We start from the raw sequence: 25,890 nt of genomic DNA on the forward strand, positions 1-25,890 counted from the left end.
GTATTTGTTCCGTTCCTAACGGTCTGCGTGCAGCCGTGCGACGAAACTGAATCGATCACCCCGGTAGAGCGAGCGCGCGCGCTCGATCGGACGACCTTCCACGTCGTAGGAGACCCGGTGCAGCAGCAGCATCGGCAGCGCGGGGTTGGTGCCGATGAGCAAAGCCTCGCGCGGGGTGGCGAGGACCGTCTCGACGCGTTCCTCGGCCTCGGCGAAGCGCACGCCGAGGCGTTCGGTGAGGCACGCGTAGAGCGAGCCGGCCGGGTCGAGCTTGTCCACCAGGTCCGGGAAGCGGCGGCTGCTCAGGTAGGTCGACTCGAGGCCGATGCGCTCGTCGTCGGCGAGCAGCACGCGTTCGAGGTGGACGACCGGGTCGCCCGGCTCCACCACCAGGTCGCGGGCGAGGCCCTCGTCGGCGCTGATCTCCTCCAGGGTGATCACCGTGCGGGTGGGCTCGACCCCCTGCCTGCGCATGCCTTCGGTGTAGCTGACCAGTGACAACGGCTGGACGAGCTTGGGTGGCGCGACGAACGTGCCACTGCCCTGGCGGCGGATGAGCTTGCCTTCGAGCACGAGCTCGCTGACGGCCTGGCGGAGCGTGACGCGCGAGACGGAGAAGCGCTCGGCGAGCTCGCGTTCGGACGGCAGGACCGTGCCTTCGCCAAGGGTCTCGACGAGGTCGAACAGCTCGGCCTTGACCGCGTAGTAGCGCGGGACTCGGCCGTGTTCTGGAATGCCCGCGCGAACAGGTCGATCAGCGCGGTGCGGCGGGACGCGGTTCACGTGGCGTGAGCCTACGTCACGCCTTGTGTGATCAGGCCGCGAGCTTCGGCGGGTCGGGGATCTTGTAGCCGGAAGATCCGATGTTGGTCTCCAGCGACTCGCGCCAGGCACCCGAGTCGATCATCTTCTGCAGCGCGGCCTGGACCTTCGCCTTGCTCTCCGGGTCATCACGGCGCAGGCCGACGCCGTACTCCTCCTTGCTGAACGGCTCGCCGACCACCCGGAGCAGCTCGGGGTTCTGCGCGGCGTATCCCGCCAGCAGGACGTCGTCGGTCGTGACGGCGTCGACGTTGCCGGCCAGCAGCGCGGTCACGCAGTCGCTGAACTTGGCGTACTCGTTCAGCTGCACGTCCTTGGCGAACTGCTCGCGCACGTAGGCGGCGGAGGTGGAGCCCTTGGTCGAGCACAGGATCAGGCTGGCGTTGAGCGACTTCGGGCCGGTGATGCGGTTCTCGTTGAAGCGGACCAGCAGGTCCTGACCGGCGACGAAGTACGGTCCGACGAAGTCGATGATCTGCTTGCGCTTGTCCGTGATCGAGTAGGTGGAGACGACCATGTCGGCTTCACCGGAGGTCAGCAGCGACTCCCGGTTGCCCGGCTGCGCTTCCTTCCAGGTGATGTTCTGCTCGCTGACGCCGAGCTCCTTCGCGATGTACTTCGCGACGTCGACGTCGAACCCGCGATAGGCACCGTCGAGCCTGCGCACCGACAGCCCCGGCTGGTCGAACGACACGGCGATGGTCATGCGGTCGTTGCTGCTGACCTTGCCGGCCATCGTGGACTCGTCGCCACCCGCGCACGAGCTCAGGAGCAGCACGGCCGCACATGTTGTCGCTACCAGGCGGAGGAGCGCTCTCGGCGTCATTCTTCCCTCTTACAACTGGGTTTCACGGGCATGCGCCGACGCATCTGTACGTGCGCGTGCTCGGCGATGTCGGAAACCTAGGCTGCGATTGGGCGCGTGTCCATACCTGAGCGTGAAAGAGACGTGCGGAATCGTTGCCGTAACCGGGTCAGCGCAGGCGCCGCGGACCCGCGTCGTGCAGGGAAGGAGGTGGTCCGAGCACTATCCGCGCACTGCTGACGAAAGCCCCTGCGGCAGAAGCAAGAACCGGCTCGAGCTTGAGCGAACGAACCTCCGGGAGGTCTTCCGCGAGTGCCGCCAAACGGAGTACGAGCTCCTGGAGGGCTTTCAGATCCGCGGGTTCGTCGCCGCGGTATCCGGTGAGCAGAGGCGCTGCTTTCGGCGCCGCAACGAGTTCGGCCGCGTCGGTGTCGGTGAGCGGCACCGCCCGGTAGGCCCGGTCGCCGAGCAGGTCGCTGACCACGCCCGACAGTCCGAACCAGACCAGCGTGCCGAAGCTCGGGTCGTCCTGCAGCCCGAGCACGCAGCTCACCCCCTTGGGAGCCATGCGCTGCACGTACACGTCCGGTTTGCCCGACAACGCGGCGAGGTCCTGGTAAGCGGCCTTCACCGATTCCACCTGAGCGATGTCGAGCCGAACGCCGACGAGATCGGTGCGGTGCCGAAGCCGTTCGCTGGTGGCTTTCATCGCGACCGGATAGCCGAGCTCATCGGCGGCGACCGCCGCTTCTTCCGCGCTGTGGGCGATGCGGAACGGCACGACGTCGATGCCGTAGCACTTGAGCAGTTCGACCGCGGTGTGGTCATCGACCGCGCGATCGGTTCTTTCCATTCTTTTGTCCACAATGGACCGAGCCGCTTCGGTGTCGATGCCGCCGGGCCGGACGAAGTGGCCCTGCGGCGCCGCACGCCACCTCGCATAGCGGACCGCGCGCGCCAATGCGAGAACGGCACGTTCCGGACTGGCGTAGCTGGGAATGGAGCCTTTCCCGGGAACCTTCAGCTCCGCGGGAATTCCTTCGACGGCGAGGAACGTCGAGACGATCGGTTTTGTGCCGTGCGCGGCTTCTTTGAGCGCGCGGGCATACGCGGTGCCGGGGACCGCGATCGGCGGCACGAACACCACGACGAGCGCGTCGGTGTCGGACCGTTCGAGTGCCTCGCGCACGGCCTTCGCGAACTCGTCCGGGGTGGCCTGCGCGCCGACGTCGACGGGGTCGCCCGCGAGGTCGAGGTCCTGGGCGAGCAACGTGTCCGCGGCGAGCAGGCCGATCGCGGTGGAGTTGCCGACGACGGCGACCCGCTTGCCCTTCGGCAGCGGCTGGTGCGCGAGGAGCAGCGCGGTGTCGAACATCTGGGCCAGCGAGTCGACCCTGATCACGCCCGCCTGCTCGAACAACGCCTGCACGCTGGCCTCGTCGACCTTGACCCCGGTCGCCGCCAGACCGGGCGTGACGGCGTGCCGGCCGGACTTCACCGCGACGATCGGCTTGGTGCGGCCGAGCCTGCGCGCGAGCCGGGCGAACTTGCGCGGGTTGCCGAACGACTCCAGGTAGAGCAGCACGACGTCGGTGGCCGGGTCGGTCTCCCAGTACTGCAGCAGGTCGTTGCCGGAGACGTCCGCCCGGTTGCCCGCCGACACGAACGTCGACAGCCCCAGCCCCCACCCCGCCGCGTTGGCGAGGATGGCCGTGCCGAGCGCGCCGGACTGGCTGAAGAACCCCGCGCGCCCCCGTTCCGGCAGCTGGGGCGCGAGGCTCGCGTTCATGCGGACCTTGGGGTCGAGGTTGAGGACACCGAGCGCGTTGGGCCCCACGACACGCATGCCGTGCGCCCTGGCCTCAGCTGCAAGCCTCCGCTCAGCCGACAGTCCGTCCGGCCCCGTCTCGCCGTAGCCGGACGACACGACGACAAGCGCCTTCACGCCCTTGGCCAGGCACGCGTCCATGACCTCGTCGACGCTGGCCGCCGGAACAGCGACAACGGCCAGGTCGACGTCGTCCGGGATGTCGAGCACCGTCGGGTAGGCCCGCACGCCCCGCACCGCGCGGTGCTCGGCGTTCACGGGGTAGACGGGCCCGTTGAAGTCGGCTTCGAGCAAGTTCTTGAGCACCGCGTGCCCGATCTTGGTCGGGTCGGTCGACGCGCCGATGACCGCGATGCTGCGCGGGTGCAGCAGGTTGTGCACGCTGCGCGCCTCGGCGGCCTGCTCACGCGCCCTGGCGACCGCGACGGACTCGTCGGTCGGGTCAATCGCGAACTCCAGGTGCAGCACGCCCTCCTCGAACGCCCTGCTCACCTGGTAACCGGCATCCCGGAACACCCGGACCATCTGCCCGTTCTCGGCCAGCACCTCGGCCTCGAACCGCACCAGCCCGACTTCACGACCCGCCGCCGCGAGGTGCTCCAGCAGGATGCTGCCGAGCCCACGCCCCTGGTGCGCGTCCTCGACGACGAACGCGACCTCCGCCGACTCCCCGTGCCGCTCCCCGCCGCGCAACCGGTCGAACCGCCCGACCGCGACGATGTCGTCCCCGAGCAACGCGATCAGCGCCACCCGGTCGTGGTGGTCAACGGTGCTGAACCGGTCGAGATCGCGCTGCGGGATCCGCGGGTACGGCCCGAAGTACCGGAAGTACCGCGTGCGCTCGGACAACCGCCCGTGGAACTCCCTGAGCTCCTCCGCGTCATCCGGCGTGATCGGCCGCAGGTGAACGGTGCCGCCGTCGCTCAAGACGACGTCCGCCTCCCAGCGCCGCGGGAAGTCGAACGGATCTCTGAGCCCGTTCGTGTCGTCGCCCACCGTGGTCTCAGTCCCTCGGATCGTCCGGGTCAAGTCCGTGCAACGGGAACACCGCACGGCGAGTCTCACGGATCGCCCGGTCCACCGGCTCCTCCGCATCCCCGCCCCACGGCTGGTACCCAGGGTCGCACTCATCAGTCATCGACGCCGGAAGCGGCCAGTCCCGCGCGATGCGTGTCGCGTGCGCCACCCACTCCGCCGGCAACGGCCGGTTCACGTCCAGATCGCGGTCCAGCACGGTCGCCAGCAGGTGCGTCCACGACCGCGGCACCACCCTGAGCAGCTCGTACCCGCCACCCCCGAGCGCCAGCCACTTGAACCCGTGCTCGGTCACCAGCTCCCGGAACGCCTGGTAGATCGCCCGGTGCCCGTCCACGCTCAACGCCAGGTCCGCCAGCGGGTCCTCCTTGTGCGTGTCCACCCCGCACTGCGTCACCAGCACCTGCGGCCGGAACGCCTTCAGCAACGCCGGCACCGTCGCGTGGAACGCCCGCAACCACGCCCCGTCCTTCGTCCCGGCGGGCAACGCCACGTTGACCGCCGTCCCCTCGGCCCCCGGACCCCCGACCTCACCGGCCCACCCGGTCCCCGGCCACAGACTCATCGGGTGCTGGTGCAACGACACCGTCAACACGCGCGGGTCGTCCCAGAACGCCGTCTGCACCCCGTCCCCGTGATGCACGTCGACATCCACGTACGCAACGCGCTCCACCCCGTTGCGCAACAACCACTCAATGGCCACCGCACAGTCGTTGTAAACGCAGAACCCCGCCGCACTGTCCGGCATCGCGTGGTGCAACCCACCGGCGATGTTGACCGCCCGGTCCACCTCACCACCGGCAATGGCCCGCGCCGCCATCAACGACCCGCCCACCACCAACGCCGACGCCTCGTGCATCCGCTCGAACACGGGGTTGTCCGGCGTCCCCAACCCGTGCCCCACGTCCCACCCGGCCGTGGGAGCCGCCTGCACCGCACTCAGGTACCCCGGCCGGTGCACCAGCTCGATCTCTTCGTCGGTCGCCGCCTCCGGCGCCCGCAACTCAACCCCGTCCAGCACCCCGAGCGCCGTCGCGAGCCGCACCGTGAGGTCGAGCCGCACGGGGTTCAGCGGATGGTCGCCACCGAGGTCGTACCCGAGGAAGGACTCGTCCCAGACAACAGCGGCTGGCTTACCCATGCCTGCAACCTAACCCACTCATCGCGCCACCCCGTGATCACAACTCGGTCGCCCCACGTGCCCACGCCCGCCCCGACGCCTACAGTCCCTTCGCCGGGCACACCCCACTCCACCCCGGAACCGAACCCACCGAACAGGGGTCAGAGGCGACATGCACCTGCGACCAGCAGCCCTCCTCCTCGCACTGAGCCTGACCCTCACCGCCGCCACCGGTTGCGCGGAACAGGTCAAGGGCTCCGCCGTCGCCGACACCAACGCGGCCCCCGAGCCGGAGGCCCCCGCCTCCACCTCGAAGAGGCCCTCCACCAGCACCGCGCCGAAGTCCCCTTCCCCCACGGCCACCAACGCCCCCAAACAGGGCGACGTCAAGATCGCCACAAAGAAGAAGACCGCCGGCCTCGAAACCTGCGGCGTCCTGAAGGCCGCCGACATCGAGTCCGCAACGGGCGGCAAGTCCGCCGCGGACGGCGGCTGCATCCACACCCTCCCCAACCCCTCCGCCGTCATCACCCAGATGGTCACCGTCCCCGAGGTGGTCGACGGGGAGGGCGAGAAGAAGCAGATCGAGATCGGCGGCAACACCGCCTGGCAGGTCGCCGCCTCAAAGGAGGACTGCCAGGTCACCGTCATGCTGACCGACGACCCCACCGCCATCACCACCGCCTTCTCGGTGAGCGTCCTGGCCCTCGACGAACTGGACACCTGCGCCGCCGCCCTCAAACTCGCCACCACGGGCTTCGAACGCATCCCCAACGCCTGACCCACCACTCACCGCCCTCCTCCACGGCTCAGCCGGTCGCCACCTCCCGGTCCAACGCACACCAGTTGGACCACGACCCGGCGTACAACGCCGCAGGCCTCTGCGCCGACGTGATCCCCGCCACCTCCAACGCGAGCACCACGGACGACGCGGTCACCCCCGACCCGCAGTACGCCCCCACGGCCACCTCGCCTCCCGCCGCGTCACCCGGCACCCCGATCGCCGCGAACCGCTCCGCCAACTCGGCCGCACCGAGCCACCGCCCATCAGCCCCGACATGCCCGGCCGACGGCGCGTTGAGCGCCCCGGGAATGTGCCCGGCCCGCGGGTCCACCGGCTCGGTCTCCCCGAGGTACCGCTGCGGCGCCCGCGCATCCAGCAACACCCCCTCCCGCGCCAGCCCAGCCGCACCATCCGCGTCCAGGACCGGCATCTGCCCGGCCCGCACCACCACGTCCCCCACCTCCGGCGCAGGCACCTCGGCACTCACCGGCAACCCCGCCGCCTGCCACGCGGCGAACCCGCCGTCCAGCACCGCCACCTCCCCGAACCCGGCCCACCGCAACAGCCACCACACCCGCGCGGCCACCGAACCGTCCGCCGCGTCGTAGGCCACCACCTGGCCGCCCTCACGCACACCCGCACGGCGCAGCACCTCCTGCAGCCGCTCCGGATCCGGCAGCGGATGCCTGCCCTCCACACCGGGCGGCGCGGACAACTCGGTGTCCAGGTCCACGTACACCGCACCGGGAACGTGGCTGACCTCGTAGTCTTGACGTCCGGGTGGTCCGCCGAGCCGCCACCGGACATCCAGCACGACGGCGGCCGGCCGCGCACTCAGCGCGTCGGCGAGGGCTTCAGGAGTGATCAAGGGATGCACGACTCACATCCTGCACCGCGCGGACACCTGTGTCCCCCGGCACGACTACCATTGACACCACACGAAGGGGAGCGGGTGTGAACGACCTCATCGACACCACGGAGATGTATCTCCGCACGATCTACGAGCTCGAAGAAGAGGGCGTGGTACCACTGCGCGCCCGCATCGCCGAGCGCCTCGGCCAAAGTGGACCGACCGTGAGCCAGACCGTCGGCCGCATGGAACGCGACGGCCTGGTCGTCGTGGCGGAAGACCGTCACCTCGAACTCACCGAACAGGGCCGCAACCTCGCGATCGCCGTCATGCGCAAGCACCGGCTCGCCGAACGCCTCCTCGTGGACATCATCGGGCTCGAATGGGAGCACGTCCACAGCGAGGCGTGCCGCTGGGAACACGTGATGAGCGAGGCGGTCGAACGCAAACTCATCAAACTCCTCGGCAACCCCACCACCTCCCCTTACGGCAACCCGATCCCCGGCCTCGACAAACTGGGTGACGGCGAACCCGCCCCGCCCGCCGAGGCGGACCTGGTGCGCGTGGACGAGGTGGCCCGCCGCGGCGGCGGGCGCGTCGAGGTGCGCCGCATCGCCGAGCACGTGCAGCTCGACCCGGACCTGATGGCCGAGCTCAAGGACGCCGGAGTGGTACCCGGCGGCACCGTCCAGGTGGAGTCCATGGGCACCGCCAAGGTCGTCCAGGTGCGCGGCCCGAACGGCAACGCGGCAGAACTCGACCCGTCGGTGGCCCACGCCGTGCTGGTGCTCGCCCGGTGACCCAGGCGACGACGGCTCCGGCCACCAAGGCGGCCGAGGCCTTCAAGCGCCTGCACGGACGCGCGCCCGACGGGGTCTGGTCGGCTCCGGGCCGCGTCAACCTCATCGGCGAGCACACCGACTACAACGACGGCTACGTGCTGCCGTTCGCCCTGCCCCACCGCACCGCGGTGGCGGCGTCGCCCCGTGCCGACGGCGTCCTGACCGTCAGCACGCTGGGCGACGACGGTGGGGTGCAGAAAGCCACGCCGGTCACCATCGCCGAGCTAGCCCCCGGCACGGTGCGCGGGTGGGCCGCGTACCCCAGTGGCGTCGCCTGGGCACTGCGCGAGCAGAACCTGCCGGTCACCGCCGGAGCGGACCTCGTGATCGCGGGCGACGTACCCGCCGGCGCGGGCCTGTCGTCCTCGCACGCTCTCGAATGCGCCGTCGCGCTCGCGCTGCTCGGCCTCGCCGACGTGCCCGCCGAGCGGCCGGACATCGCACGCTGGGTGCAGCGGTCGGAGAACGACTTCGTGGGTGCGCCAACCGGCATCCTGGACCAGACGGCGTCGCTGACCTGCATCGAAGCGCACGCACTGTTTTACGACGTACGCTCCGGCAAGGCGGAGCAAGTCGCGTTCGACGCCGCCGCGAACGGCCTCGAGGTGCTCGTCATCGACACCCGCGCGAGCCACTCCCACGTCGACGGCGGCTACGGCGCCCGGCGGGCCGGCTGTGAGCGGGCCGCAGGAATTCTCGGCGTTCCCGCGTTGCGCGACGTCGACATCGCCGAGCTCGACGACACGCTCGTCCGGCTGCCCGAAGAGCTGCGTCCGCTGGTGCGGCACGTCGTGACCGAGAACGACCGGGTCCTGCGCACGGTCGAGCTGCTTCGCGCGGGCCGGCTCGCCGACATCGGACCTCTTCTTTCGGCGTCGCACATGAGCCTTGACGAAGATTACCGAGTCTCCTGCCTCGAACTCGACGTCGCGGTCGACTCGGCGGTCGCGGCCGGAGCGCTGGGCGCGAGGATGACCGGCGGCGGTTTCGGCGGCTCCGCGATCGCCCTTGTGCCCGTCGAGCGGCACGACGAGGTCGAGCGGTCCGTGCTCGCCGCCTTCGCCGCGCGCTCGCTCGTGCGGCCGCGACTCTTCACGGCGGTCCCCTCCGCGGGCGCGGGCAGGGACAGGTAGCGGAAACCGATCTTGACGAGGAATGCGAGGACTGTGGTGAAGCTGCTCGTGACGGGCGGAGCCGGCTACGTCGGCAGCGTCTGCGCTGCTCGACTGCTCGAGGCTGGGCACGAGGTGGTCGTGCTCGACGACCTCTCCACCGGCCACGAGGACGCCGTCCCCGCGGGTGCGCGGTTCGTGCGGGGTGACATCGCCGAGGTGATCGGCGACGTCCTCGCGGAAGGCTTCGACGGTGTGCTGCACTTCGCGGCGAAGTCCCTCGTCGGCGAGTCCATGCAGGATCCCGGCAAGTACTGGACCGGCAACGTCCTCACCGCGGTTCGCCTGCTCGGCGCGATGAAGGAGCATGGCACGCCGAAGCTCGTCTTCTCCTCGACTGCCGCGACGTACGGCGAGCCGCGGGAGGTGCCGATCCCCGAGACCGCGCCCACGCAGCCCACCAACACTTACGGCGCCACCAAGCTGGCCATCGACCACGCCATCACGTCGTACGCCGCCGCGCACGGCCTGGCGGCGACGAGCCTGCGGTACTTCAACGTCGCCGGCGCCTACGGCAGCATCGGTGAGCGGCACGCGACCGAGACGCACCTGATCCCGCTCGTGCTCCAGGTCGCGCTCGGTCAGCGGGAGCACATCTCGATCTACGGCGAGGACTGGCCGACCGAGGACGGCACCTGCATCCGCGACTACATCCACGTCACGGACCTCGCCGACGCCCACCTCCTGGCGCTCGAGCACGCGACCGCGGGCGAGCACCGGATCTACAACCTCGGCAACGGCACGGGTTTCTCCGTGAAGCAGGTCATCGACACCTGCCGCGAGGTCACCGGCCACCCGATCCCCGCCGTCGTCGCGCCGCGGCGGGCGGGAGACCCGGCCGTCCTCGTCGCGTCCGCCGAGCGGGCTCGCACCGAGCTCGGCTGGAAGCCCGAACGTGCCGACCTCGCCGGCATCGTCAGCGACGCGTGGGAGTTCACCCGCGCCCGACACGGAGCCTGAGCCAGGATGACCGACTTCGCCTCTTTCGAGAGCTACAACGCCACACCGCGGCTCACGTCGCTCGCGCTGTCCCCGGACGGCACGCGACTCGTCACCGTCGTCTCCTCGCTCTCGCCGGACGGCAAGACCTGGCAGGGCTCCCTCTGGGAGGTCGACCCCACCGGTGAGCGGGACGCCAGCCGCCTCACCTACTCGACCAAGAGCGACTCCGCTCCCGTGTTCGCTCCGGACGGCTCGCTGCTGTTCCTGTCGAAGCGCCCGGACCCGCTCACGAAGCCGGACGAGGCCAAGGACAAGACGGCGCTGTGGCGGCTGCCGGTCCGCGGTGAGGCCGCCGAGGTCCTGCGGCCAGGCGGCGGGGTCGGTCAGGTGCGCGTGGCGGGCGAGACGCTGCTGCTCACGTCGTCCGCGCATCGCCTCGCGGAGTTCGGCGGCGAGGACGACGCCAAGCGCAAGGCCCGCGAGGACGCCGGAGTGACGGCAATCCTGCACGAGTCGTACCCGATCAGGTACTGGGACGCCGATCTCGGCCCGAGCTACCCGCGGCTCTTCGCCGCGCCGCTGGCCGACCCGACGGCCGAGAGCGTCACGGCCCTCAGCGACGACTCCGAGAGCAGGCTCAGCGACGAGGACATCGCCCTCAGCCTCGACGGGAAGTGGGCCGTCCACGGGTACTCCGTCGACGTCAGCGCCGCCTACGGCCGGCGGACCGAGCTGCGGCTCGTGGCCACCGACGGGAGCTCGTCGCGCGTCATCGCCTCCGAGGAGGGCTTCTCCTTCTTCGACGCCGCGTTCACGCCCGACTCCTCGGCCGTGATCGCGATCCGGTTCCGCGAGTCCACCGCGGACGCGCCGTACCGCAGCAGCCTGGTCCGCATCGACCTGGCGGACGACTCGGTGACGCCACTGGCGCCGGACTTCCAGGAGGAGCCGGCCCACCCGGTGGTCAGCCCGGACGGCTCGGCGGTGTTCTTCGTCGCGAGCCACCTCGGGCACCAGCCGGTCTGGCGGCTCGATCTCGCCACGGGTGAGGTCACGAAGCTGACGCTCTCGGGTTACTACAGCGACGTGGTCGTGAGCCCGGACAGCAAGACGCTGTACGCACTGCGCAACTCGATCGACCACCCGCCACAGCCCGTGCGGTTCGCCGCCTCCGGCGCCGACCAGGACCCGGTGCGGCTGCCCGCTCCCGGCGCGATGGCCTCGGTGCCCGGCACGCTCACCGAGGTCTCCACCGTCGTGGCCGACGGCAGGACCGTCCGCGCCTGGCTGGTGCTGCCCGAGGGTGCTTCCGCCGGCTCCCCCGCCCCGTTGCTGCTCTGGGTCCACGGTGGACCCGTCATGAGCTGGAACGGCTGGACGTGGCGCTGGAACCCGTGGCTGATGGCGGCTCGCGGCTACGCCGTCCTGCTGCCCGACCCCGCGCTCTCCACGGGGTACGGGCCCGACTTCATCGCGGCCGGCTGGGGTCGCTGGGGTGCCGAGCCCTACACCGATCTCATGGCGATCACCGACGTGACGGTCGAGCGGCCCGACATCGATGCCTCGCGCACCGCGGCCATGGGTGGCTCCTTCGGCGGCTACATGGCCAACTGGATCGCCACCCAGACCGACCGGTTCCGCGCGATCGTCACTCACGCCTCGCTGTGGCACCTCGACGCGTTCTCCGGCGCCACCGACGACTCCTACTTCTGGATGCGGGAGATGGGCGACCCCATCACCCGGCCGGAGCGGGTCCTCGCCAACTCGCCGCACCTGCGCGTCGCCGACATCAAGACGCCGATGCTGGTGATCCACGGGGACAAGGACTACCGGGTCCCCATCGGCGAGGGGCAGCGGCTGTACTTCGACCTGGTCCGCCACGGCGTCACCGCGAAGTACCTCTACTTCCCGACGGAAAACCACTGGATCCTCACCCCCGGAAACTCTCGGGTCTGGTACGAGACGGTGTGGGCGTTCCTGGCCGAGCACGTGCTCGATCAGGGCTGGGAGCGGCCGGAGCTGCTCTGAGCTTCGGTGTCGAGCAGCTTGTCGGCGTTGACGACAGCCTTGTCGGCCAGTGTCTTGAGCTCTTCTGGCGGTAGCGCGGCGCTCAGTGCGCCGCGCAACAGCCTTGCCAGCGAGTGGCCGAAGCAGGCTTCCTCGGCCACGTCGATCGCCACCGACGCCAGCCCGCCGTCGCCGCGGTGGTAGGCGAAGAACGCGAGCAGGCACGCGGGTTCGGCGCGTTCCGGTGACGGGCAGGACCGGGTGAGCTCGAGCCACAACCGCTCGGCCGCCCTGGCCCTGGTCTGCACCGCGAAGGAGAGGCACGCGTCCCGCACGTCGGGCTGGGCCAGCGCCCTGCTCAACGCGACGACCTCCCTGTCGGGCAACGGGCCTTTGCGCTGTTCCGCGGCGTCGACGGCATCGCGCACACGTCGGAACTCGACACCTGGGACAGGCGGCTCAGCGGTGTTCATGAGCTCGTCGAGCAGCACGGACCGGCGTTCTCGTGCCTCTACGGAGTCCAATGTGACCAGTGCGGCCATCGCCGCGCGTGACTCGAAGGTCACGTTGCCGTCGCTCGCGCACGCTGCGGCTACAGCGGATGTTTGCGGGTCCGGCAGCGTTCCGTGGCAGTCGAGGTCGAAGTAGCAGAACCAGGGAACGTCCTTCTCGCACGCTCGCAACCACACCGCCTCGACGACGTCGATGCCGTGGCCGCCGAGCCGGTTCGCGAGCGCGGTGATCAGCGGTTCGTGCGGCAGGTCCTCGGGGATGTGTTCCGACGGCGGGCAGATGACCGCCAGGATCACGCCTTCCGCGTCCTGCTCGAGCAGCGGGATCTCCAGCTGCGCCGCCAGAAGCCCTCTATGTCGGGGGCGGGGCAGGTCGACTCGCATGGTCATCGAGACCGCGCCGTCGCGCAGGACGAGCACGACGAGCGACTCGGTCGGGTGGAAACCCATCAGGTGCGGGATCGCGGCGTAGAGGTCGCCGGCGGCGCGGAGGCGGATCGGTTTGGGGAGGGTTGTGGGCATGGTCCCACTGTGGTGGGTGGGACGGGGTGAGGGTTCCGTGGTTCGGGGAGCTGTGGGTTACTCGCGGGTTGTGGACAGGTTGGGATCTTGGGGTGCTCGGGAGCGGGGGTTTGTCGGGGGTGGGTGCTAGGGTGCCGCGCTTCGGTGCTGGCCGAAGCGCGGCACCACCGGATCAGAACGTCTGGAACAGTGCTCGCCAGCCGCCGACGACCGGCAGCTCGACCGAGGTCCTGGCGAGGTCCAGCGACAGGCCGGCACCCGGCTTCGGGCGCAGCGTGTAGTCGTAGTCGCTGGAGATCAGCACGAACTCGAGCCGGTGCCCCGCCTGCAGGACGTAGTCGTCCGGCACGATCGGCACGTCGACGTCGTAGAACTTGCCCGGCTTGATCGGCGACGTCCGATCAGGGCGGTCCCGGTTCTGCGGGTCGGTCGAGCCGCGGGTGATGACGTGCGAGCGGCCGTCAGGGGCGCGGTCGACGAGCAGCGTCGTGACGTTGGCTGCGGGGCGGTCGAAGGCGACGCGCAGGTGCGCGGTCGACTTGCCGGAGAGCCGCAGCGGCTTCTGCGTCGGCTCCGTCGCGTAGGACAGGCGGTTCGGCGAGGTGGCCAGGTCGATCAACGACTCGGCCGTCTTCGTCGCGTCGTCGGTCAGCTTCTCCACGCCGTGGCCGGGACGCAGCCCGAGACCGCCCTTGGCCGGTCCGCCCGCGGACAGCCGCAGCCGCACGTCGGACGTGCCGGGAGCCGGCCAGTCCTTCTCGTCGACCCACGTCTTGTCCTCGCGCTGGATGGTCGCGCGCGGTTCCTTGTCGATGCCGTTGCGGTGGCCCCACAGATACTGGGTGAACCACCGGTTGAGCGTGCGGCGCCACTCGACCGAGCGCAGCGTGTCGGCGTCGGTGTGACCGGACTGGTGCAGCCAGATCTTGTGCGGCGCGCCGACCTTCTTCAACGCCGAGTACCACTGCTCGACGTGCGTCATCTTGACGTTCCAGTCGTTGAGCCCGTGGACGGCGAGGACGGCCGCGCGGACATTGCGGACGTCGTTGAGGTAGTTGCGCTTGTCCCAGAACCGGCTGTAGTCGCCGGTGATGCGGTCCTGGTCCTTCGCGATTTCGGCGATGATCGGCTTGCAGATCTCGCGGTTGGCGCGGGTGTAGACGTACTCCGCGAGCACGTCGGCGTCCTCGCCCTGGAACGTGCCGGGTGCGACGACGGCGCCGTCCGCGCGGTAGTAGTCGTACCAGCTGGAGATCGCGGCGATGGGCACGATGGCCTCGAGGCCGCGGACGCCGGTGGAGGCGACGGCGTTGGGCAGGGTCCCGTTGTAGGAGACGCCCATCATGCCCGTCTTGCCGGTCGACCAAGTCGCTTTGATCGCCTCGCCCGTGGCGGTGCGCGCGGACGCACGGCCGTTGAGCCAGTCGACGACGACACGTGCGCCGATCGTCTCGTTGACGTCACCCGTCGTCGGGCAGCCCGTGGACTTGCCGGTGCCGAGCGATTCGGCGTAGACGACGGCGTAGCCGCGTGAGATGAAGTAAGCCTCGTAGCGGCCCGAGGTGATCGGGTTGGGTCCGAGGGCGGCGGTGATGCGTTCGTCGGTGGAGGCCTTGAGCAGACGGCCGTTGCGCTTGTCCGGCACGTACAGCTCGACGTCGACGTTGTGGTTCGCGACGTCGTTGCCGCCCGAGAAGTACGGGCTGACCATGTAGACGACGGGGACCTTCAGTCCTCGTTCGGTGGCGCGCGGCCGGACGACCTCGGTGTAGACCTCGTCGTCCTTGCCGTCGCGGTCGCTGTCGACCGGTGCGCGGACCCAGAGGCTCTCCTTCACCACGTCCTTCGGATCGAAGACGGGTTGCGCCTCGCCGTCCTTGAACACCGGCCCTTCGGCAGCGGTGGCCGTTGCGGGCAGGAATGGCAGAACTAGCACCGCGGTCAGCAGTGCGACTCTTCGTGCGCCCCTCACGAGGCACCCCCTATGCGAAGCCAGAGACAGGGATTCGCCCTGCACCCTCTACCGTGACTGCAAGACATGTCACCCGTCGAACGGCTCTTGACCTGAGAGCATGGGACGTGCACATTTCCGACTTCGTCCACGCGCTGCCGAAGGCCGAGCTGCACGTCCACCTCGTGGGCGCGGCTTCCGTCGACACCGTCCTCGCGCTCGCCCGCAACCACCCCGGTGGACCGGTCCCGACCGATGAGGCCGAGCTGCGGAAGTTCTACGAGTTCACGGACTTCCGGCACTTCATCAACGTGTACGGCGTCGTCAACGACCTCGTCACGACCGGCGAGGACATCCGCACGCTGGTCGTCGGGTACGCACGTGACGCAGCTCGGATCAACATCCGGTATGCCGAGCTCACGGTGAGTGCGACGAGCCACCTGCGGGCGGGTATCGCGCCTGACGAGCTCGTCGAGGCTCTGGCGGTGGGGCGGGCGGAAGCGTTGGCGTTGCACGGTGTGACGCTGCAGTGGGTCTTCGACGTGCCCGGCATCTGGGATCGTGACTGGGGCATGACGAGTGCGCGGTTCGCGACCGAGTACCGGCCGGAGGGGCTGGTCGGGTTCGGGCTGGGAGGGTTCGAGTCGGACTCGCCGCGGGCCAACTTCCGTGAAGCGTTCGCGATGGCTCGAGACGCCGGGTTGCACCTGGTGCCTCACGCCGGCGAGACGATGCCGCCGAGCGAGATCTGGGCGGCGTTGCGGGAACTGCGCGCGGAGCGGATCGGGCACGGTGTCAGCGCGGCGCAGGATCCGGAGCTGCTGCGATACATCGCCGACGAGGGTGTCGCGCTGGAGGTGTGCCCGACGTCGAACATCCGCACCGGCGCGGTTGCGTCGCTGGACGAGCACCCGTTGCCGCGGCTGGTGGAGGCCGGGGTGCCGGTGACCGTCAGCACCGACGACCCCGGGATGTTCCACACCGATCTCGATCGTGAGTACCTGGTGTGTCATGAGCGGTTCGGGTTCGGGCGCGACGAGCTCGCCGAGCTGGCCCGAGCCGGTGTGCGGGCCTCGTTCGCGCCGGTCGCGTTGAAAGAGCAGCTGTTGAAGGAGATCGACGCCGTATGAACGTTGCGAGCGTGGTGACGACGACTGTGGACTCCGCCGATGGTGCGGAGTCGTTGGCAAGAGGGATCGTTGAGGCACGGTTGGGCGCGTGTGTGCAGATCGTGCCCATTCGCAGTGTCTACCGGTGGGACGGCGAGGTGCGCGTCGACGACGAGTGGCAGTGCGTCGTGAAGACGTCTGCCACTCGCGTCGACGAGCTGGTCGCACACATCAAGGCACATCACAGCTATGACGTGCCCGAGGTGGTCGTCACCCCTGTGGTGGGAGGCAACGAGGCTTACTTGGACTGGGTTTCAGAGGAGACCTCGTAGGTGACGTGGCAAGGGCTCGGTGTGCAGGATGCCGAGCCGTTGCGTCGCCCTCGTCAGAGCCACGTAGAGCTCGCTCGGCGTCATCCGGTGGGGCTCGACGACGATGACGGCGTCGAACTCCAGGCCCTTGGACACCCTCGGCGGCATCCAGCCGTCGCCGATGACGGCGATCGTGCGGCCGGGCAGGGTGTCGACGTGCGCGGCCAGCTCGTCGCGGACTGCCGCCGATATATCGGTCACGCGGCGAGCCCACGGCTTGATGCCTGTCCTGCGCACGGACACCGGTGCGGCGGCGTCGGCGTCAACGAGCTTCAGCACCGGTGTGGCGACGGCCATGATCTCGCCGGGTGTGCGGTAGTTGACCTCCAGCCTGCGGTAGGTGAAGCGGTCGAACACCGAACCCCAACTGCGCACACCGCCTGCGGCCTGGCGCTGGGCCAGGTCGCCGACGACGGTCATGGACCTGTTGGGACACCGGCGCAGCAGCACTCGCCAGTCCATCGCGGACAGTTCCTGTGCTTCGTCGACGACGACGTGGCCGTAGGTCCACGTGCGGTCCTCGGCAGCACGTTCGGCGAGCGGGCGGTTGTCGCGCACCTCCTGCCGGAACGCGAGCGTCTCGGCGTTGACGAAGTCCGTGACGATGTACTCGTCGTCGTCCGCGCGTTCGTCGATCGAGAGCACGTCCATGACGCCGCGGGCGTAGGCGAGCCTTTCCTCCTCTTCTCGCTGCGCCGCGCGTTCGGCCGAGCCGTCGGAGCCGAGCAGGTCGGCGAGCTCGTCGAGCAGCGGGATGTCGGACACCGTCCAGGCTGCGGCGTCCTCGCGGTACAGCTCGGGTGCTCCGATGCGGAAGCAACGGCCCGCGTACAGATCGGCGAGCAGCCGTTCGGGGGTGAGCTGGGGCCACAGCTTGTCGACGGCGTCGCGCAATGCCGTGCTGTGGCGCAGCTCGTGCCGCACGTCTTCCTCGATCTCCGGCCAGTCGACGCCGATCAGCTTCATCGCCGGTGCGACGAGCTCCTCGGCGAGCGCGAGGAAGAAGTACTTGCGGGCCGCGTTGTGCGGCAGTTCGTAGTACCGCGTCTTCTCACGCGCGACTGCGGTGACGTGGTCGTCGAGCGGGACGACGACGTCCTCGAGCTCGATGTCGATGGGTTCGCCGGGGAGCTCCTGCCGGTCGGCGACGGCGACGGCCAGCAGGTCCAAGACCGATACATCGCCTTTCAGCCGTTGCAGCGGTGGGGTGTCCTCGACGTCGGTGACCACGCCGGGGTAGAGCTCGCCCGGCGTTGCGAAGACGACGTCGGTCTCGCCCAGCGACGGCAGCACGTCGCTCACGTACTGCAGGAAGCCGGTGTTCGGGCCGACGATCAGCACGCCGTGGCGGGACAGGCGCTCGCGGCGCGTGTACAGCAGGTACGCGACGCGGTGCAGAGCCACCGCGGTCTTGCCGGTGCCGGGGCCGCCCTCGATCACCAGCACGCCGGGACCGGAGTAGCGGATGATCTCGTCCTGTTCGGCCTGGATGGTCGAGACGATGTCGCGCATCGTCGTGGTCCGCGGCGCGTTGAGGGCGTCGAGCAGTGCGGTCGTGTCGGTCAGCAGCTCGTCGTCGTGGAAGTCGCGCAGTTCCCGGTCGCGGACGCGGAAGTGGCGGCGCAGCACCAGGCCCTCCGGGTTGGCAGCGGTCGCGGTGTAGAACGGCCGTGCCGCCGGCGCGCGCCAGTCGAGCAGCAGTGGTTCGAACTCGTCGTCGAACAAGCCGACTCGTCCGATGTAGGTGCGTTCGCCGTTCTCCGAGTCGATCCGGCCGAAGCACAGTCCTTCCTCCGCCGCGCGGTACTTGCCGATCTGCCTCGTGAGCACTTCGACGGCGGCTTCGCGGTCCATCCTCTGGGTGAGGGTGTCCCGCAGCGCTGCCGCAAGGTCAGCGGTTGCTTTGTTCCGTTCTTGGTCGAGCTTTTCATACAGAGAGGTGATCCGCGCCTGTTCGCTCACCAACACCTTGCCCCCTGTGATACAATAATCCTGTCTTCCCGGATAATTCATTCCGGAAATCCAAAGCCATTCTTTCTAGCACAGTTCTGGCGCGCGCGACACCCATTGCGGAAACCTCCGATTGCTGCTCGGCTCTGGTTGAGCTCGGCGCCGGAACCGAAGAGCTCGTAGCGCAGGAGGCCGGAGTGGACGTGGTCGGGGAATGAAGCTGGTCATCCTGGGCGGCGGCGGGTTCCGCGTGCCGCTGGTATATCGGGCGTTGCTGGCAGACCGGTCGCCCGGTCGCGTCACCGAGGTCGTGCTGCACGACCTCGACGCCTCCCGGCTCGCGGCGATCGGTGGCGTTCTCGCCGAGCTCGCCGCTGATATATCGGATGCGCCCTCGGTGACGACCTCGACGGACCTCGACGAGGCGTTGCGTGGCGCTGACTTCGTGTTCTCGGCGATCCGGGTCGGTGGGCTCGCCGGGCGAGCAGCAGACGAGCGCGTCGCCGCAGGGTGCGGGGTGCTCGGGCAGGAGACCGTCGGTGCCGGCGGCGTCGCGTACGGGCTGCGTACGGTGCCTGTCGCGATAGACATCGCGCGCCGTATATCAGTGCACGCGCCGGATGCGTGGGTCATCAACTTCACCAATCCGGCCGGGATGGTCACCGAGGCGATGTCGGCGCATCTCGGCAACCGGGTCATCGGCATCTGCGACTCCCCTGTCGGCCTTGGGCGCCGGGTCGCGCGTGCGGTGGGCGTTGAACTCGAAGACGCGTGGCTCGACTACGCCGGGCTCAACCACCTCGGCTGGTTGCGGGGCATTCACGTGCAGGGGCGCGATTTGCTGCCGGATTTGCTCTCGGATGCAGGACGGCTGGAATCGTTCGAGGAAGGCAAGCTGTTCGGGGCGGAGTGGCTGCGGACGCTGGGCGCGATTCCGAACGAGTACTTGCACTATTACTACTTCAACCGTGAGGCGGTCGAGGCAGGCGCGTCGCGCGGGGCGTTTCTGCTGGAGCAGCAAAAGCAGTTTTATGCAGCGCCGTCGTATGAGAGTTGGGACCGGACTCGGCTGGAACGCGAGCAGACCTACATGGCGGAAACGCGTGACGAGGAGCGGGACAACGACGATCTCGACGGCGGTGGTTATGAGCAGATCGCGTTGGCGTTGATGCACGCGATCGCGTCGGACAAGCGGGCGACGTTGATCCTCAACGTGCCGAACAGGACGACGCTGTCATGCCTGGACGCCGACGCCATCGTCGAGGTGCCGAGCCTTGTTGACGCCAACGGCGCGCGGCCTGTCGCGGTCAGCCAGGTGCCGGACGAAGGCGTCGGGCTCGTCACGGCGCTCAAGGTTGTCGAGCGGGCGACGATCCGGGCTGCGATCAGTGGCGAGCGCGCGCATGCGGTGAAGGCGTTGGCGCTGCATCCGCTGGTCGCCTCGGTGAACGTGGCCCGCAAGATCGTTGACGCTCATCCGTTCCTCGCCGAGGTGTTCCGTTCGTGACGACGGAACAAGTAGGTGATGCCGGGTCGTGTGCGCGCTAGCTTCTGAAAGCGTGGACACGGACCTCTTGCGGCAGCTGAACAACGATGTCTGGCATCCGTTCCGGCTTGCTTATCTGAAGCTGGACGCGGCGGCGTTCCTGGACCTCCACTCGCCGGAGCTGATCCGCGCGGGCGGGCCGGCGAAGCAGGCGTTCGGGTTCGACGAGTACTCCGACCAGATCGAGAAGTGGTTCGCCGAGCTCGCCGACCGCGGCAGCTCAGTCGACATCTCGTTCCGCTTCGTCGAACGGTTCGCCTCCGCGGAGCTCGCGAGCGAGCGCGGCATCTTCAAGATCGCGTCGATGCGGGCCAGCGGTGACGAGCGGGTGTTCTACGGGCGCTTCCACACGTATGCGCGGCGGTCGGGTGAGCGGTGGCGCATCTGTGTCGACTACGACACCGACGAGCGGGCGGCGACGTTGGAGGAGGAGTTCCTCGCGGCGGTCGACGTGGACGATGTCGAAGCCTTCGGGACGCTGGGCGCGGCCACTGCTTGATGGCGGGCGGATGAGCCGGCGATGGTGGAGAAGTTGCCGTGTTCACGCCCTGACCACCCCCACCTGGCCACATGCGGTTGGCGTCTTAACTACGCTCGTCGACAAATGGACACCACCACTTCTCGCCGCGTGCCGCTCGTGATGGGCATCGCCGTGCTCGTGCTGCTGCTGGACCAGGCCACGAAGTTCTGGGCCGAGAGCGCGCTGACCGGTCGCGCGCCCATCCCAGTGCTCGGGGAGTTCCTGCAGTTCAGGCTCCTCTACAACCCCGGTGCCGCGTTCTCGATCGGTGCGGGGTCGACGTGGGTCTTCACCATCGTCGCCGCCGTCGCCGTCGTGTTCCTGACGCGGTACGGCCTGCAGCCGCAGACGAGGCTGCGGGCGATCGCGCTCGCGTTGATGCTGGGCGGCGCGGTGACGCACCTGCTCGACCGGCTGTTCCGGCCGCCGGGTTTCGCGCGCGGGCACGTCGTCGACTTCATCGACTACAACGGCTGGTTCGTCGGCAACGTCGCGGACATCGCGCTGGTGTGCGGGGCGATCCTGCTCGTGCTGCTCAGCTTCCAGCCGGAGAAGCAGACTGCCGAGTGAGCGTGTCGGCTCGGCGGGTCGTCTCGGGCAGCCGGTAGCGCGGGGCCAGGCGCAGCACCTCCGTGCACGCGCGGTCCAGGTCGATCTTGTGGCCGACCGACACGAACACCGGCTTGACGCCGTCCTGGGTTCGCAAGGCGCGGCCGACGACCTCGTCGCCATCGGCACCGTCCATGACGACGTCGCTCGTCGAGCCGCGTTTGGTGCCTGGTGGGTCGAACCTGCCCATCGGGTTCTTGGCGACGCCGATGCTCGGGATGCCCGTGTGCACGCCGAGGTGGCAGGCGAGGCCGAACCGGCGCGGGTGCGCGATGCCTTGACCGTCCGCGACCAGGAGGTCCGGTGTGACGGTCGCCCGGTCGAGGGCTTGCAGCAGGACCGGCATCTCCCGGAACGCGAAGAGCCCGGCGATGTACGGGAAGTCCGTGGTGCCCTCGACGACCACCTCGTCGAGCACTGCCAGCGTCTTTGCATCGAACACCACGCAGACGCCGACAACCGAGTCGTTGCAAAGGCCGGTGTCGCGGTAGCCGACGTCGAGGCCGGCGACGGTGTCGATGTGCAGGTCAGGGGCGCTGGTGGTGATCACCTGGGTGCGCAGGCGCTCTTGCAACGCGATGGCGTCGTCAACCGTTCTGGGCCACTCCACGAGCGACAGTGTGCCGTGACGTGTCGTAGTGAGCGGCGAGGAGGTCGGCGCCGAAGTCACCTGAATGACGTCGCCACACGGTGTGGACATGGTTGGCCTCGTTGGCCGTGTTGTCGTACTCGATGAGCAGCTCGGGGCCCTGGACGCGGTAGTAATGGCCTTCGCCGCGGCGCAGTGAGCCCTCCCAGGAGAAGTGCAGCCGGTCGGGGTCGAGGGCGGCGAACTCGTCGTCGGCGAGCTCGAACGCGAGCCGGTCGAGGTAGAGGCGGACGATGTCGACGAGCAGCTCGCCCGCCGGTTTGCCGAGCTGGGCAGGAGTCACGCCGACCGGGTCGGAAGGGGCGATGCGCGGGGCGTTGCCGGTGCGGATGTCGTGCGGCGCGGTGTCCGACACGACGGCGAGGCGGCGCGCGGTCGGGCCCATGCGGTCGAGCAGTTCGCGGACCAGCTCCTCTTCGAGGCGCAGCGGCTGGCTGACGACGCGGCCGCGGTAGGTGACGCGGGACGGGTTCGCGCCGAGGAAGAACGGCGTTGCCGAGACGCGGCCGTCGGCGACGACGACGTTCACGGACAGGTGGTGCCCTTCGACCCGCCAGCCCCACGGCTCGTCGCCGCCGGGTGTGCCGAAGAGCACCGTCCAGTAGTCGCCGCTGTGCCGATCCCGGCTTCCGCCCTCGCGGTGGTCGAGCACGTCCTCCAGTGCCATCACGGCCGCGGCCTGCGCGTAGGCGTGGGGGCTGAGCACGGTGGCGAGCATGCCGTGCACGGCCTTGCGCTGATCACGCCGCAGCTCGCCCAGCACCAGGCCTGGGCGTTCGCCGGGCGTGTAGGCCCAGCGGTGCCTCAGATCGTCGTCCGTGACCTCGCGGATTGCGTGTTCGCGCTGGTCACCGGCGAGCAAACTAATATATTGGCGCGTGGCGTCAGCGACGTCGTGCAGCATCATTCGAACTTATCGGCCCTGACGTGGACAAGCAGCAGGTAGCTCGGCGTGGTCACGTCATCGGCCGGCCGATGAGTCGATCTTCGGCGTGATCCGGCGGGTCAGCGGCAGCAGCGCGAGCGGGATCAGCACGACGGCGGCGAGCGTGACGACGTTGCCGATCTGGTCGACCACCGGCATGTGTCCGAGGTGGAACAGGTGGAACGTCATGTGCGGGACGGCGAACACCAGGTAGGCGACCAGTGCCGCCTGGGTCAGCGAACGTTCGAGCTTCACGACCGCGAACACCAGCACCACGCACAGCGCGAGGTTGAGCGCACCGAAGTCGCGGAGCAGGTGCTCGTTAAACGGCGGGTAGTACGCCACCCACGGGTTCGTCGGCAGCGGGAAGTTGTCGTAGAAGCTCTGCGGCGCCGTCAGGGGCCAGACGCCGAGGACGGCCTGTATGACGGCGAGGAATGCAAGGCCTGCGCGAAGAGTGCTCATGCCGGTACAGACGAGACACGGTCTCGACTTGTGACACGAACAGGTGCTAAGAACGTTACGTAATGAAGTTGCCACATGATGACGACGCCGTCTGGCGCGCCCTGGCGAACCCGCTGCGGCGCGCGATCCTCGACGTCCTGCGCAGCGGCCCGTGCACCACGGGTGAGCTGGTGGAGGCGCTGGAGGCGAGCCGGCACGTCGTCATGCAGCACCTCGGTGTGCTGCGCGAGGCCGATCTGGTCCTCGTGGAGCCGCGGGGCCGGAAGCGGGTCAACCATCTGAATCCCGTGCCCATCCAGCAGATTCACCAGCGGTGGGTCGCGCAGTACGAGGAGAACTGGGCAGCGGCGCTGGTCGGCCTGAAGCACGCGGTCGAGAGCGCTGGACAGGAGGATGAGGACGTTGGCTGAGCCTGAGACGAACGCCGGGACCGAGCTCCTGCACAGCATCGTGATCGCCGCGCCCATCGAGCAGGTGTGGGCGGAGATCACGAAGCTCGACGGCAAGCAGCGCGCCATGATGGACGCCGTGCTCGACTCCGCTCTTGAGCCGGGTGCGCCGTTGTACTACCGCTCGACGGACGGCAAGCGGGTGTTCGTGGTCGGCCGGGTGATCGAGGTCGACCCGCCGCGGCTGCTCTCCCACACGCAACGGCTCACCATGCGCGACGACCCGTGGACGGTCGTGTCGTGGGAGCTGGAGGAGGTCGCCGGGGGCACGCGCGTCACGTTGCGGAACTCCGGTTGGCCCGAGGGCGTCCAGCGACTGGACAAGGTCGACACGACCTGGAACGGCATCCTCGCCGCGCTCAAGCAGGTCGTCGAGTCCGGCGACGTCGGTACCGGCCTGAAGCTCCAGTACGTGATGATGCGCGCCTTCATGTGGGCGATGCCGGCGGGCACCAAGTCCGAGAACGTCCCCGAGCCGCCCGGCATCGACCGGTCAGCCTGACCTGCAGCCGGCCACGCACCCGAGCTCGTCCAAGAACGTGAAAGCTGCTTTGGCAATGAGTCTTTTGACGTCGTCGTCCAAAGACTCATTGCTAAACAGCAGGTGAGGCGGGGTCGAACTGATATATCGGTCGACCGAGCTAGGCGTGGCAGGCGATGGGGCCGCCGTGCAGCTCCATCATGTCCATCCAGACCCGCGGGAGCTCGAGGCGTTCGGACAGCGGCTTGCCGTCGAGCTCGTGGTAGGCGCGGTGGAGGTTGCCGACGAGGCGTTCGGACTCCTGCCACGACGAGAAGCGGGACGGGCCTGCCTCGCGGACGACCTCCATCGGGGTCTTGCCCGCGGCGTGCCCGGACGTCGCGAGCGAGGACAGGTAGGTCGTGTAGGCGACGAGGTCGTCGAGCACGCGGGTGATCTCGGCGCCGCGCAGCAGTGGGCCGTGGCCGGGGACGAGGACGTCGGCGTCGAAGGCGCGGAGGAACTCGAGTGCGGAGAGGTAGCCGGTGATGCTGCCCTCGGCGAGGAACGGCTGGCCGCCCGCGAAGACGAGGTCGCCGGTGAAGAGCACGCGTTCGGCCGGCAGCCACACGACGGTGTCGCCGCGGGTGTGTGCGGGGCCGGGGTGGTGCAGCTCGACGGCGCGCGTGCCGAGGTGCAGGGTCAGGGACGTGGTGTAGGTGAGCGACGGCGGGCGCACTTCGAGGTGGCCGTAGTCCGGGCCGGTCAGCACCTGGGAGGCGATCAGGCCGGCTGCCACGACCTCTTCGCGGCAAGCGTCGTGGCCGATGATCGTCGTCGACGGGGGCAGGAGCCAGTTGCCGAACGTGTGGTCGCCGTGGTGGTGGGTGTTGACCACGTAGCTGGGTTCGGCGTCGGAGACCGTCGCCACCGAGGCGAGCAACGCGCGGTTGCGGGCCTCGGTGGACGTGGTGTCGACGAGCAGCAGCGTGCCGTCGGGGCCGGCGACGACGCCGGTGTTGTTGATCATCCAGGACCCGTCGGGCTGGATGTAGGCGTGGACCGCCGGTGCCACCTCGACCAGTTCGGGCTTGCCCAGAGTTGGTTTCACCCGGCAGAGGGTAGTGACCGGTCAGCCCTGGGCGATGTAGGCCTGGAGCTGGTCGTGGCTCTGCTCCAGCTGCCCGATCCGGCTCTTCACGACGTCACCGATCGACACGATGCCGACCAGTTGCCCGTCGGCCAGCACGGGGACGTGGCGGAAGCGCCGTTCGGTCATCACGACGGTCAGACTGTCCACTGTGTCCGACGGCGTGCAGGTGAACACCTCGGCGGTCATGATCGACGAGACGGGTGCGGTGAGCAGGTCGGCGCCGGACTCGTGCAGCCGGCGGACGACGTCACGTTCGGACACGATTCCCGCGACGCCGGACGGGCCGACGACCACGATCGCGCCGACGTTGTGCTCCGCGAGTGATCTGAGCAGTTCGGACACCGGTACGTCCGGGTCGATGGTCGCGACCGCCGAGCCCTTGGTCCGCAACACGTCAGCGATCCTCATCAGGCGCCTCCGATCCTGTCGGTCCGGTAGCACCTCAGGCTAGATCGGATCTGGACAGAACGGGAGATCGTCCCACGAAGGGAG

25 protein-coding genes are annotated in these 25,890 nt (G+C 69.1%); 12 read left to right on the top strand and 13 right to left on the bottom strand.

Annotated features, from left to right (window positions below; all coding sequences use genetic code 11):
- Nucleotides 1-15: 15 nt before the first annotated feature.
- The 4 genes from BBK82_RS01610 to BBK82_RS01625 all read right to left on the bottom strand — a co-directional run bounded on the left by BBK82_RS01610 (nt 16) and on the right by BBK82_RS01625 (nt 5,631).
- On the bottom strand, nt 16-783 hold the full coding sequence (locus BBK82_RS01610; protein ID WP_065913379.1) for a GntR family transcriptional regulator: 768 nt from the start codon (nt 781-783) through the stop codon (nt 16-18).
- A gap of 31 nt (nt 784-814) precedes the next feature.
- Nucleotides 815-1,648, bottom strand: coding sequence for a glutamate ABC transporter substrate-binding protein (locus BBK82_RS01615; RefSeq protein ID WP_065913380.1), 834 nt, complete (start codon nt 1,646-1,648; stop codon nt 815-817).
- A gap of 148 nt (nt 1,649-1,796) precedes the next feature.
- Nucleotides 1,797-4,451: a bifunctional acetate--CoA ligase family protein/GNAT family N-acetyltransferase gene (locus BBK82_RS01620; RefSeq protein WP_065913381.1), complete on the bottom strand. Its 2,655-nt coding sequence runs from the start codon at nt 4,449-4,451 to the stop codon at nt 1,797-1,799.
- A 7-nt stretch (nt 4,452-4,458) separates the two neighbouring features.
- Nucleotides 4,459-5,631, bottom strand: a complete 1,173-nt coding sequence (locus tag BBK82_RS01625) for an acetoin utilization protein AcuC (RefSeq protein WP_065913382.1) — start codon at nt 5,629-5,631, stop codon at nt 4,459-4,461.
- 151 nt (nt 5,632-5,782) lie between these two features.
- Here BBK82_RS01625 and BBK82_RS49605 point away from each other — a divergent pair, with 151 nt between their 5' ends.
- Nucleotides 5,783-6,391, top strand: coding sequence for a hypothetical protein (locus tag BBK82_RS49605; protein WP_065913383.1), 609 nt, complete (start codon nt 5,783-5,785; stop codon nt 6,389-6,391).
- A gap of 28 nt (nt 6,392-6,419) precedes the next feature.
- On the opposite strand, the gene BBK82_RS01635 is transcribed toward BBK82_RS49605, so the two are convergent.
- Nucleotides 6,420-7,271: a sulfurtransferase gene (locus tag BBK82_RS01635; protein ID WP_065913384.1), complete on the bottom strand. Its 852-nt coding sequence runs from the start codon at nt 7,269-7,271 to the stop codon at nt 6,420-6,422.
- A gap of 77 nt (nt 7,272-7,348) precedes the next feature.
- Here BBK82_RS01635 and BBK82_RS01640 point away from each other — a divergent pair, with 77 nt between their 5' ends.
- Genes BBK82_RS01640 through BBK82_RS01655 form a run of 4 tightly spaced genes read left to right on the top strand, consistent with a single transcriptional unit; the run spans nt 7,349 to nt 12,228 of the window.
- Nucleotides 7,349-8,044, top strand: a complete 696-nt coding sequence (locus tag BBK82_RS01640; RefSeq protein ID WP_065913385.1) for a metal-dependent transcriptional regulator — start codon at nt 7,349-7,351, stop codon at nt 8,042-8,044.
- Nucleotides 8,041-9,219, top strand: a complete 1,179-nt coding sequence (galK, locus tag BBK82_RS01645; RefSeq protein ID WP_065913386.1) for a galactokinase — start codon at nt 8,041-8,043, stop codon at nt 9,217-9,219. The genes BBK82_RS01640 and galK overlap by 4 nt, the downstream gene beginning before the upstream one ends.
- A gap of 36 nt (nt 9,220-9,255) precedes the next feature.
- Entirely contained in the window at nt 9,256-10,218 is a 963-nt protein-coding gene (gene galE, locus BBK82_RS01650; protein ID WP_065913387.1) for a UDP-glucose 4-epimerase GalE, read from the top strand.
- A gap of 6 nt (nt 10,219-10,224) precedes the next feature.
- Entirely contained in the window at nt 10,225-12,228 is a 2,004-nt protein-coding gene (locus BBK82_RS01655) for a S9 family peptidase (RefSeq protein WP_065913388.1), read from the top strand.
- Here BBK82_RS01655 and BBK82_RS01660 read toward each other — a convergent pair.
- Together BBK82_RS01660 and BBK82_RS01665 are read right to left on the bottom strand one after the other, a co-directional pair.
- Nucleotides 12,198-13,241, bottom strand: a complete 1,044-nt coding sequence (locus tag BBK82_RS01660) for a DUF4192 domain-containing protein (RefSeq protein ID WP_065913389.1) — start codon at nt 13,239-13,241, stop codon at nt 12,198-12,200. The two genes, BBK82_RS01655 and BBK82_RS01660, sit on opposite strands and share 31 nt — an antisense overlap.
- Before the next feature lie 172 nt (nt 13,242-13,413).
- The gene (locus BBK82_RS01665; protein WP_065913390.1) at nt 13,414-15,213 is read right to left on the bottom strand and encodes a Xaa-Pro dipeptidyl-peptidase; all 1,800 of its coding nucleotides are present in this window, start codon (nt 15,211-15,213) and stop codon (nt 13,414-13,416) included.
- 107 nt (nt 15,214-15,320) lie between these two features.
- Here BBK82_RS01665 and add point away from each other — a divergent pair, with 107 nt between their 5' ends.
- Both add and cutA read left to right on the top strand, forming a co-directional pair.
- Complete coding sequence (gene add, locus BBK82_RS01670) at nt 15,321-16,322, top strand: adenosine deaminase (RefSeq protein WP_065913391.1); 1,002 nt, start codon at nt 15,321-15,323, stop codon at nt 16,320-16,322.
- On the top strand, nt 16,319-16,633 hold the full coding sequence (gene cutA, locus BBK82_RS01675) for a divalent-cation tolerance protein CutA (RefSeq protein ID WP_065913392.1): 315 nt from the start codon (nt 16,319-16,321) through the stop codon (nt 16,631-16,633). Before add ends, cutA begins: the two co-directional genes overlap by 4 nt.
- Here the strand turns inward: cutA and BBK82_RS01680 are convergent.
- Nucleotides 16,616-18,526 (bottom strand): helicase, encoded by a 1,911-nt coding sequence (locus tag BBK82_RS01680; RefSeq protein ID WP_335618038.1) that lies wholly within the window; start codon nt 18,524-18,526, stop codon nt 16,616-16,618. The two genes, cutA and BBK82_RS01680, sit on opposite strands and share 18 nt — an antisense overlap.
- Nucleotides 18,527-18,836: 310 nt before the next feature.
- Here BBK82_RS01680 and BBK82_RS01685 point away from each other — a divergent pair, with 310 nt between their 5' ends.
- From BBK82_RS01685 to lspA, 3 genes are all read left to right on the top strand, one after another.
- Nucleotides 18,837-20,129 carry a 6-phospho-beta-glucosidase gene (locus BBK82_RS01685; RefSeq protein ID WP_065913394.1) on the top strand — a complete coding sequence of 431 codons (1,293 nt, stop codon included), beginning with the start codon at nt 18,837-18,839 and terminating at the stop codon, nt 20,127-20,129.
- Between the two features lie 52 nt (nt 20,130-20,181).
- Entirely contained in the window at nt 20,182-20,667 is a 486-nt protein-coding gene (locus BBK82_RS01690; protein WP_065913395.1) for a YybH family protein, read from the top strand.
- Nucleotides 20,668-20,772: 105 nt separating this feature from the next.
- Nucleotides 20,773-21,258, top strand: a complete 486-nt coding sequence (lspA, locus tag BBK82_RS01695; RefSeq protein WP_065913396.1) for a signal peptidase II — start codon at nt 20,773-20,775, stop codon at nt 21,256-21,258.
- Here lspA and BBK82_RS01700 read toward each other — a convergent pair.
- The 3 genes from BBK82_RS01700 to BBK82_RS01710 are packed head-to-tail and all read right to left on the bottom strand — an operon-like array spanning nt 21,224 to nt 23,336.
- Nucleotides 21,224-21,907, bottom strand: a complete 684-nt coding sequence (locus BBK82_RS01700; RefSeq protein WP_237047999.1) for an endonuclease V — start codon at nt 21,905-21,907, stop codon at nt 21,224-21,226. The two genes, lspA and BBK82_RS01700, sit on opposite strands and share 35 nt — an antisense overlap.
- A complete protein-coding gene (locus tag BBK82_RS01705; protein WP_237048000.1) occupies nt 21,885-22,853 on the bottom strand; it encodes a DUF3500 domain-containing protein in 969 nt (322 codons plus the stop codon). The genes BBK82_RS01700 and BBK82_RS01705 overlap by 23 nt, the downstream gene beginning before the upstream one ends.
- 54 nt (nt 22,854-22,907) lie before the next feature.
- Entirely contained in the window at nt 22,908-23,336 is a 429-nt protein-coding gene (locus tag BBK82_RS01710; RefSeq protein WP_065913397.1) for a hypothetical protein, read from the bottom strand.
- A gap of 62 nt (nt 23,337-23,398) precedes the next feature.
- Here BBK82_RS01710 and BBK82_RS01715 point away from each other — a divergent pair, with 62 nt between their 5' ends.
- Both BBK82_RS01715 and BBK82_RS01720 read left to right on the top strand, forming a co-directional pair.
- On the top strand, nt 23,399-23,746 hold the full coding sequence (locus BBK82_RS01715; RefSeq protein WP_065913398.1) for an ArsR/SmtB family transcription factor: 348 nt from the start codon (nt 23,399-23,401) through the stop codon (nt 23,744-23,746).
- The gene (locus BBK82_RS01720) at nt 23,739-24,287 is read left to right on the top strand and encodes an SRPBCC domain-containing protein (RefSeq protein WP_065913399.1); all 549 of its coding nucleotides are present in this window, start codon (nt 23,739-23,741) and stop codon (nt 24,285-24,287) included. Before BBK82_RS01715 ends, BBK82_RS01720 begins: the two co-directional genes overlap by 8 nt.
- Nucleotides 24,288-24,426: 139 nt before the next feature.
- Here the strand turns inward: BBK82_RS01720 and BBK82_RS01725 are convergent, their stop codons facing one another.
- A complete protein-coding gene (locus tag BBK82_RS01725) occupies nt 24,427-25,356 on the bottom strand; it encodes an MBL fold metallo-hydrolase (RefSeq protein WP_065913400.1) in 930 nt (309 codons plus the stop codon).
- Between the two features lie 21 nt (nt 25,357-25,377).
- The gene (locus tag BBK82_RS01730) at nt 25,378-25,806 is read right to left on the bottom strand and encodes a CBS domain-containing protein (RefSeq protein WP_065913401.1); all 429 of its coding nucleotides are present in this window, start codon (nt 25,804-25,806) and stop codon (nt 25,378-25,380) included.
- Between the last annotated feature and the right edge of the window lie 84 nt (nt 25,807-25,890).

This window comes from Lentzea guizhouensis (assembly GCF_001701025.1).
GTDB classification, from domain to species: Bacteria; Actinomycetota; Actinomycetes; order Mycobacteriales; family Pseudonocardiaceae; genus Lentzea; species Lentzea guizhouensis.

What these genes read in the sequence shown, in the direction of transcription:
- lspA (WP_065913396.1), top strand. Translation starts at nt 20,773, where the DNA reads ATGGACACCACCACTTCTCGCCGCGTGCCGCTCGTGATGGGCATCGCC.
- BBK82_RS01685 (WP_065913394.1), top strand. Translation starts at nt 18,837, where the DNA reads ATGAAGCTGGTCATCCTGGGCGGCGGCGGGTTCCGCGTGCCGCTGGTA.
- BBK82_RS49605 (WP_065913383.1), top strand. Translation starts at nt 5,783, where the DNA reads ATGCACCTGCGACCAGCAGCCCTCCTCCTCGCACTGAGCCTGACCCTC.
- BBK82_RS01680 (WP_335618038.1), bottom strand. Translation starts at nt 18,526, where the DNA reads ATGGACCGCGAAGCCGCCGTCGAAGTGCTCACGAGGCAGATCGGCAAG.
- BBK82_RS01660 (WP_065913389.1), bottom strand. Translation starts at nt 13,241, where the DNA reads ATGCCCACAACCCTCCCCAAACCGATCCGCCTCCGCGCCGCCGGCGAC.
- BBK82_RS01705 (WP_237048000.1), bottom strand. Translation starts at nt 22,853, where the DNA reads ATGATGCTGCACGACGTCGCTGACGCCACGCGCCAATATATTAGTTTG.
- BBK82_RS01615 (WP_065913380.1), bottom strand. Translation starts at nt 1,648, where the DNA reads ATGACGCCGAGAGCGCTCCTCCGCCTGGTAGCGACAACATGTGCGGCC.
- BBK82_RS01730 (WP_065913401.1), bottom strand. Translation starts at nt 25,806, where the DNA reads ATGAGGATCGCTGACGTGTTGCGGACCAAGGGCTCGGCGGTCGCGACC.
- BBK82_RS01655 (WP_065913388.1), top strand. Translation starts at nt 10,225, where the DNA reads ATGACCGACTTCGCCTCTTTCGAGAGCTACAACGCCACACCGCGGCTC.
- BBK82_RS01625 (WP_065913382.1), bottom strand. Translation starts at nt 5,631, where the DNA reads ATGGGTAAGCCAGCCGCTGTTGTCTGGGACGAGTCCTTCCTCGGGTAC.
- BBK82_RS01710 (WP_065913397.1), bottom strand. Translation starts at nt 23,336, where the DNA reads ATGAGCACTCTTCGCGCAGGCCTTGCATTCCTCGCCGTCATACAGGCC.
- BBK82_RS01715 (WP_065913398.1), top strand. Translation starts at nt 23,399, where the DNA reads ATGAAGTTGCCACATGATGACGACGCCGTCTGGCGCGCCCTGGCGAAC.
- cutA (WP_065913392.1), top strand. Translation starts at nt 16,319, where the DNA reads ATGAACGTTGCGAGCGTGGTGACGACGACTGTGGACTCCGCCGATGGT.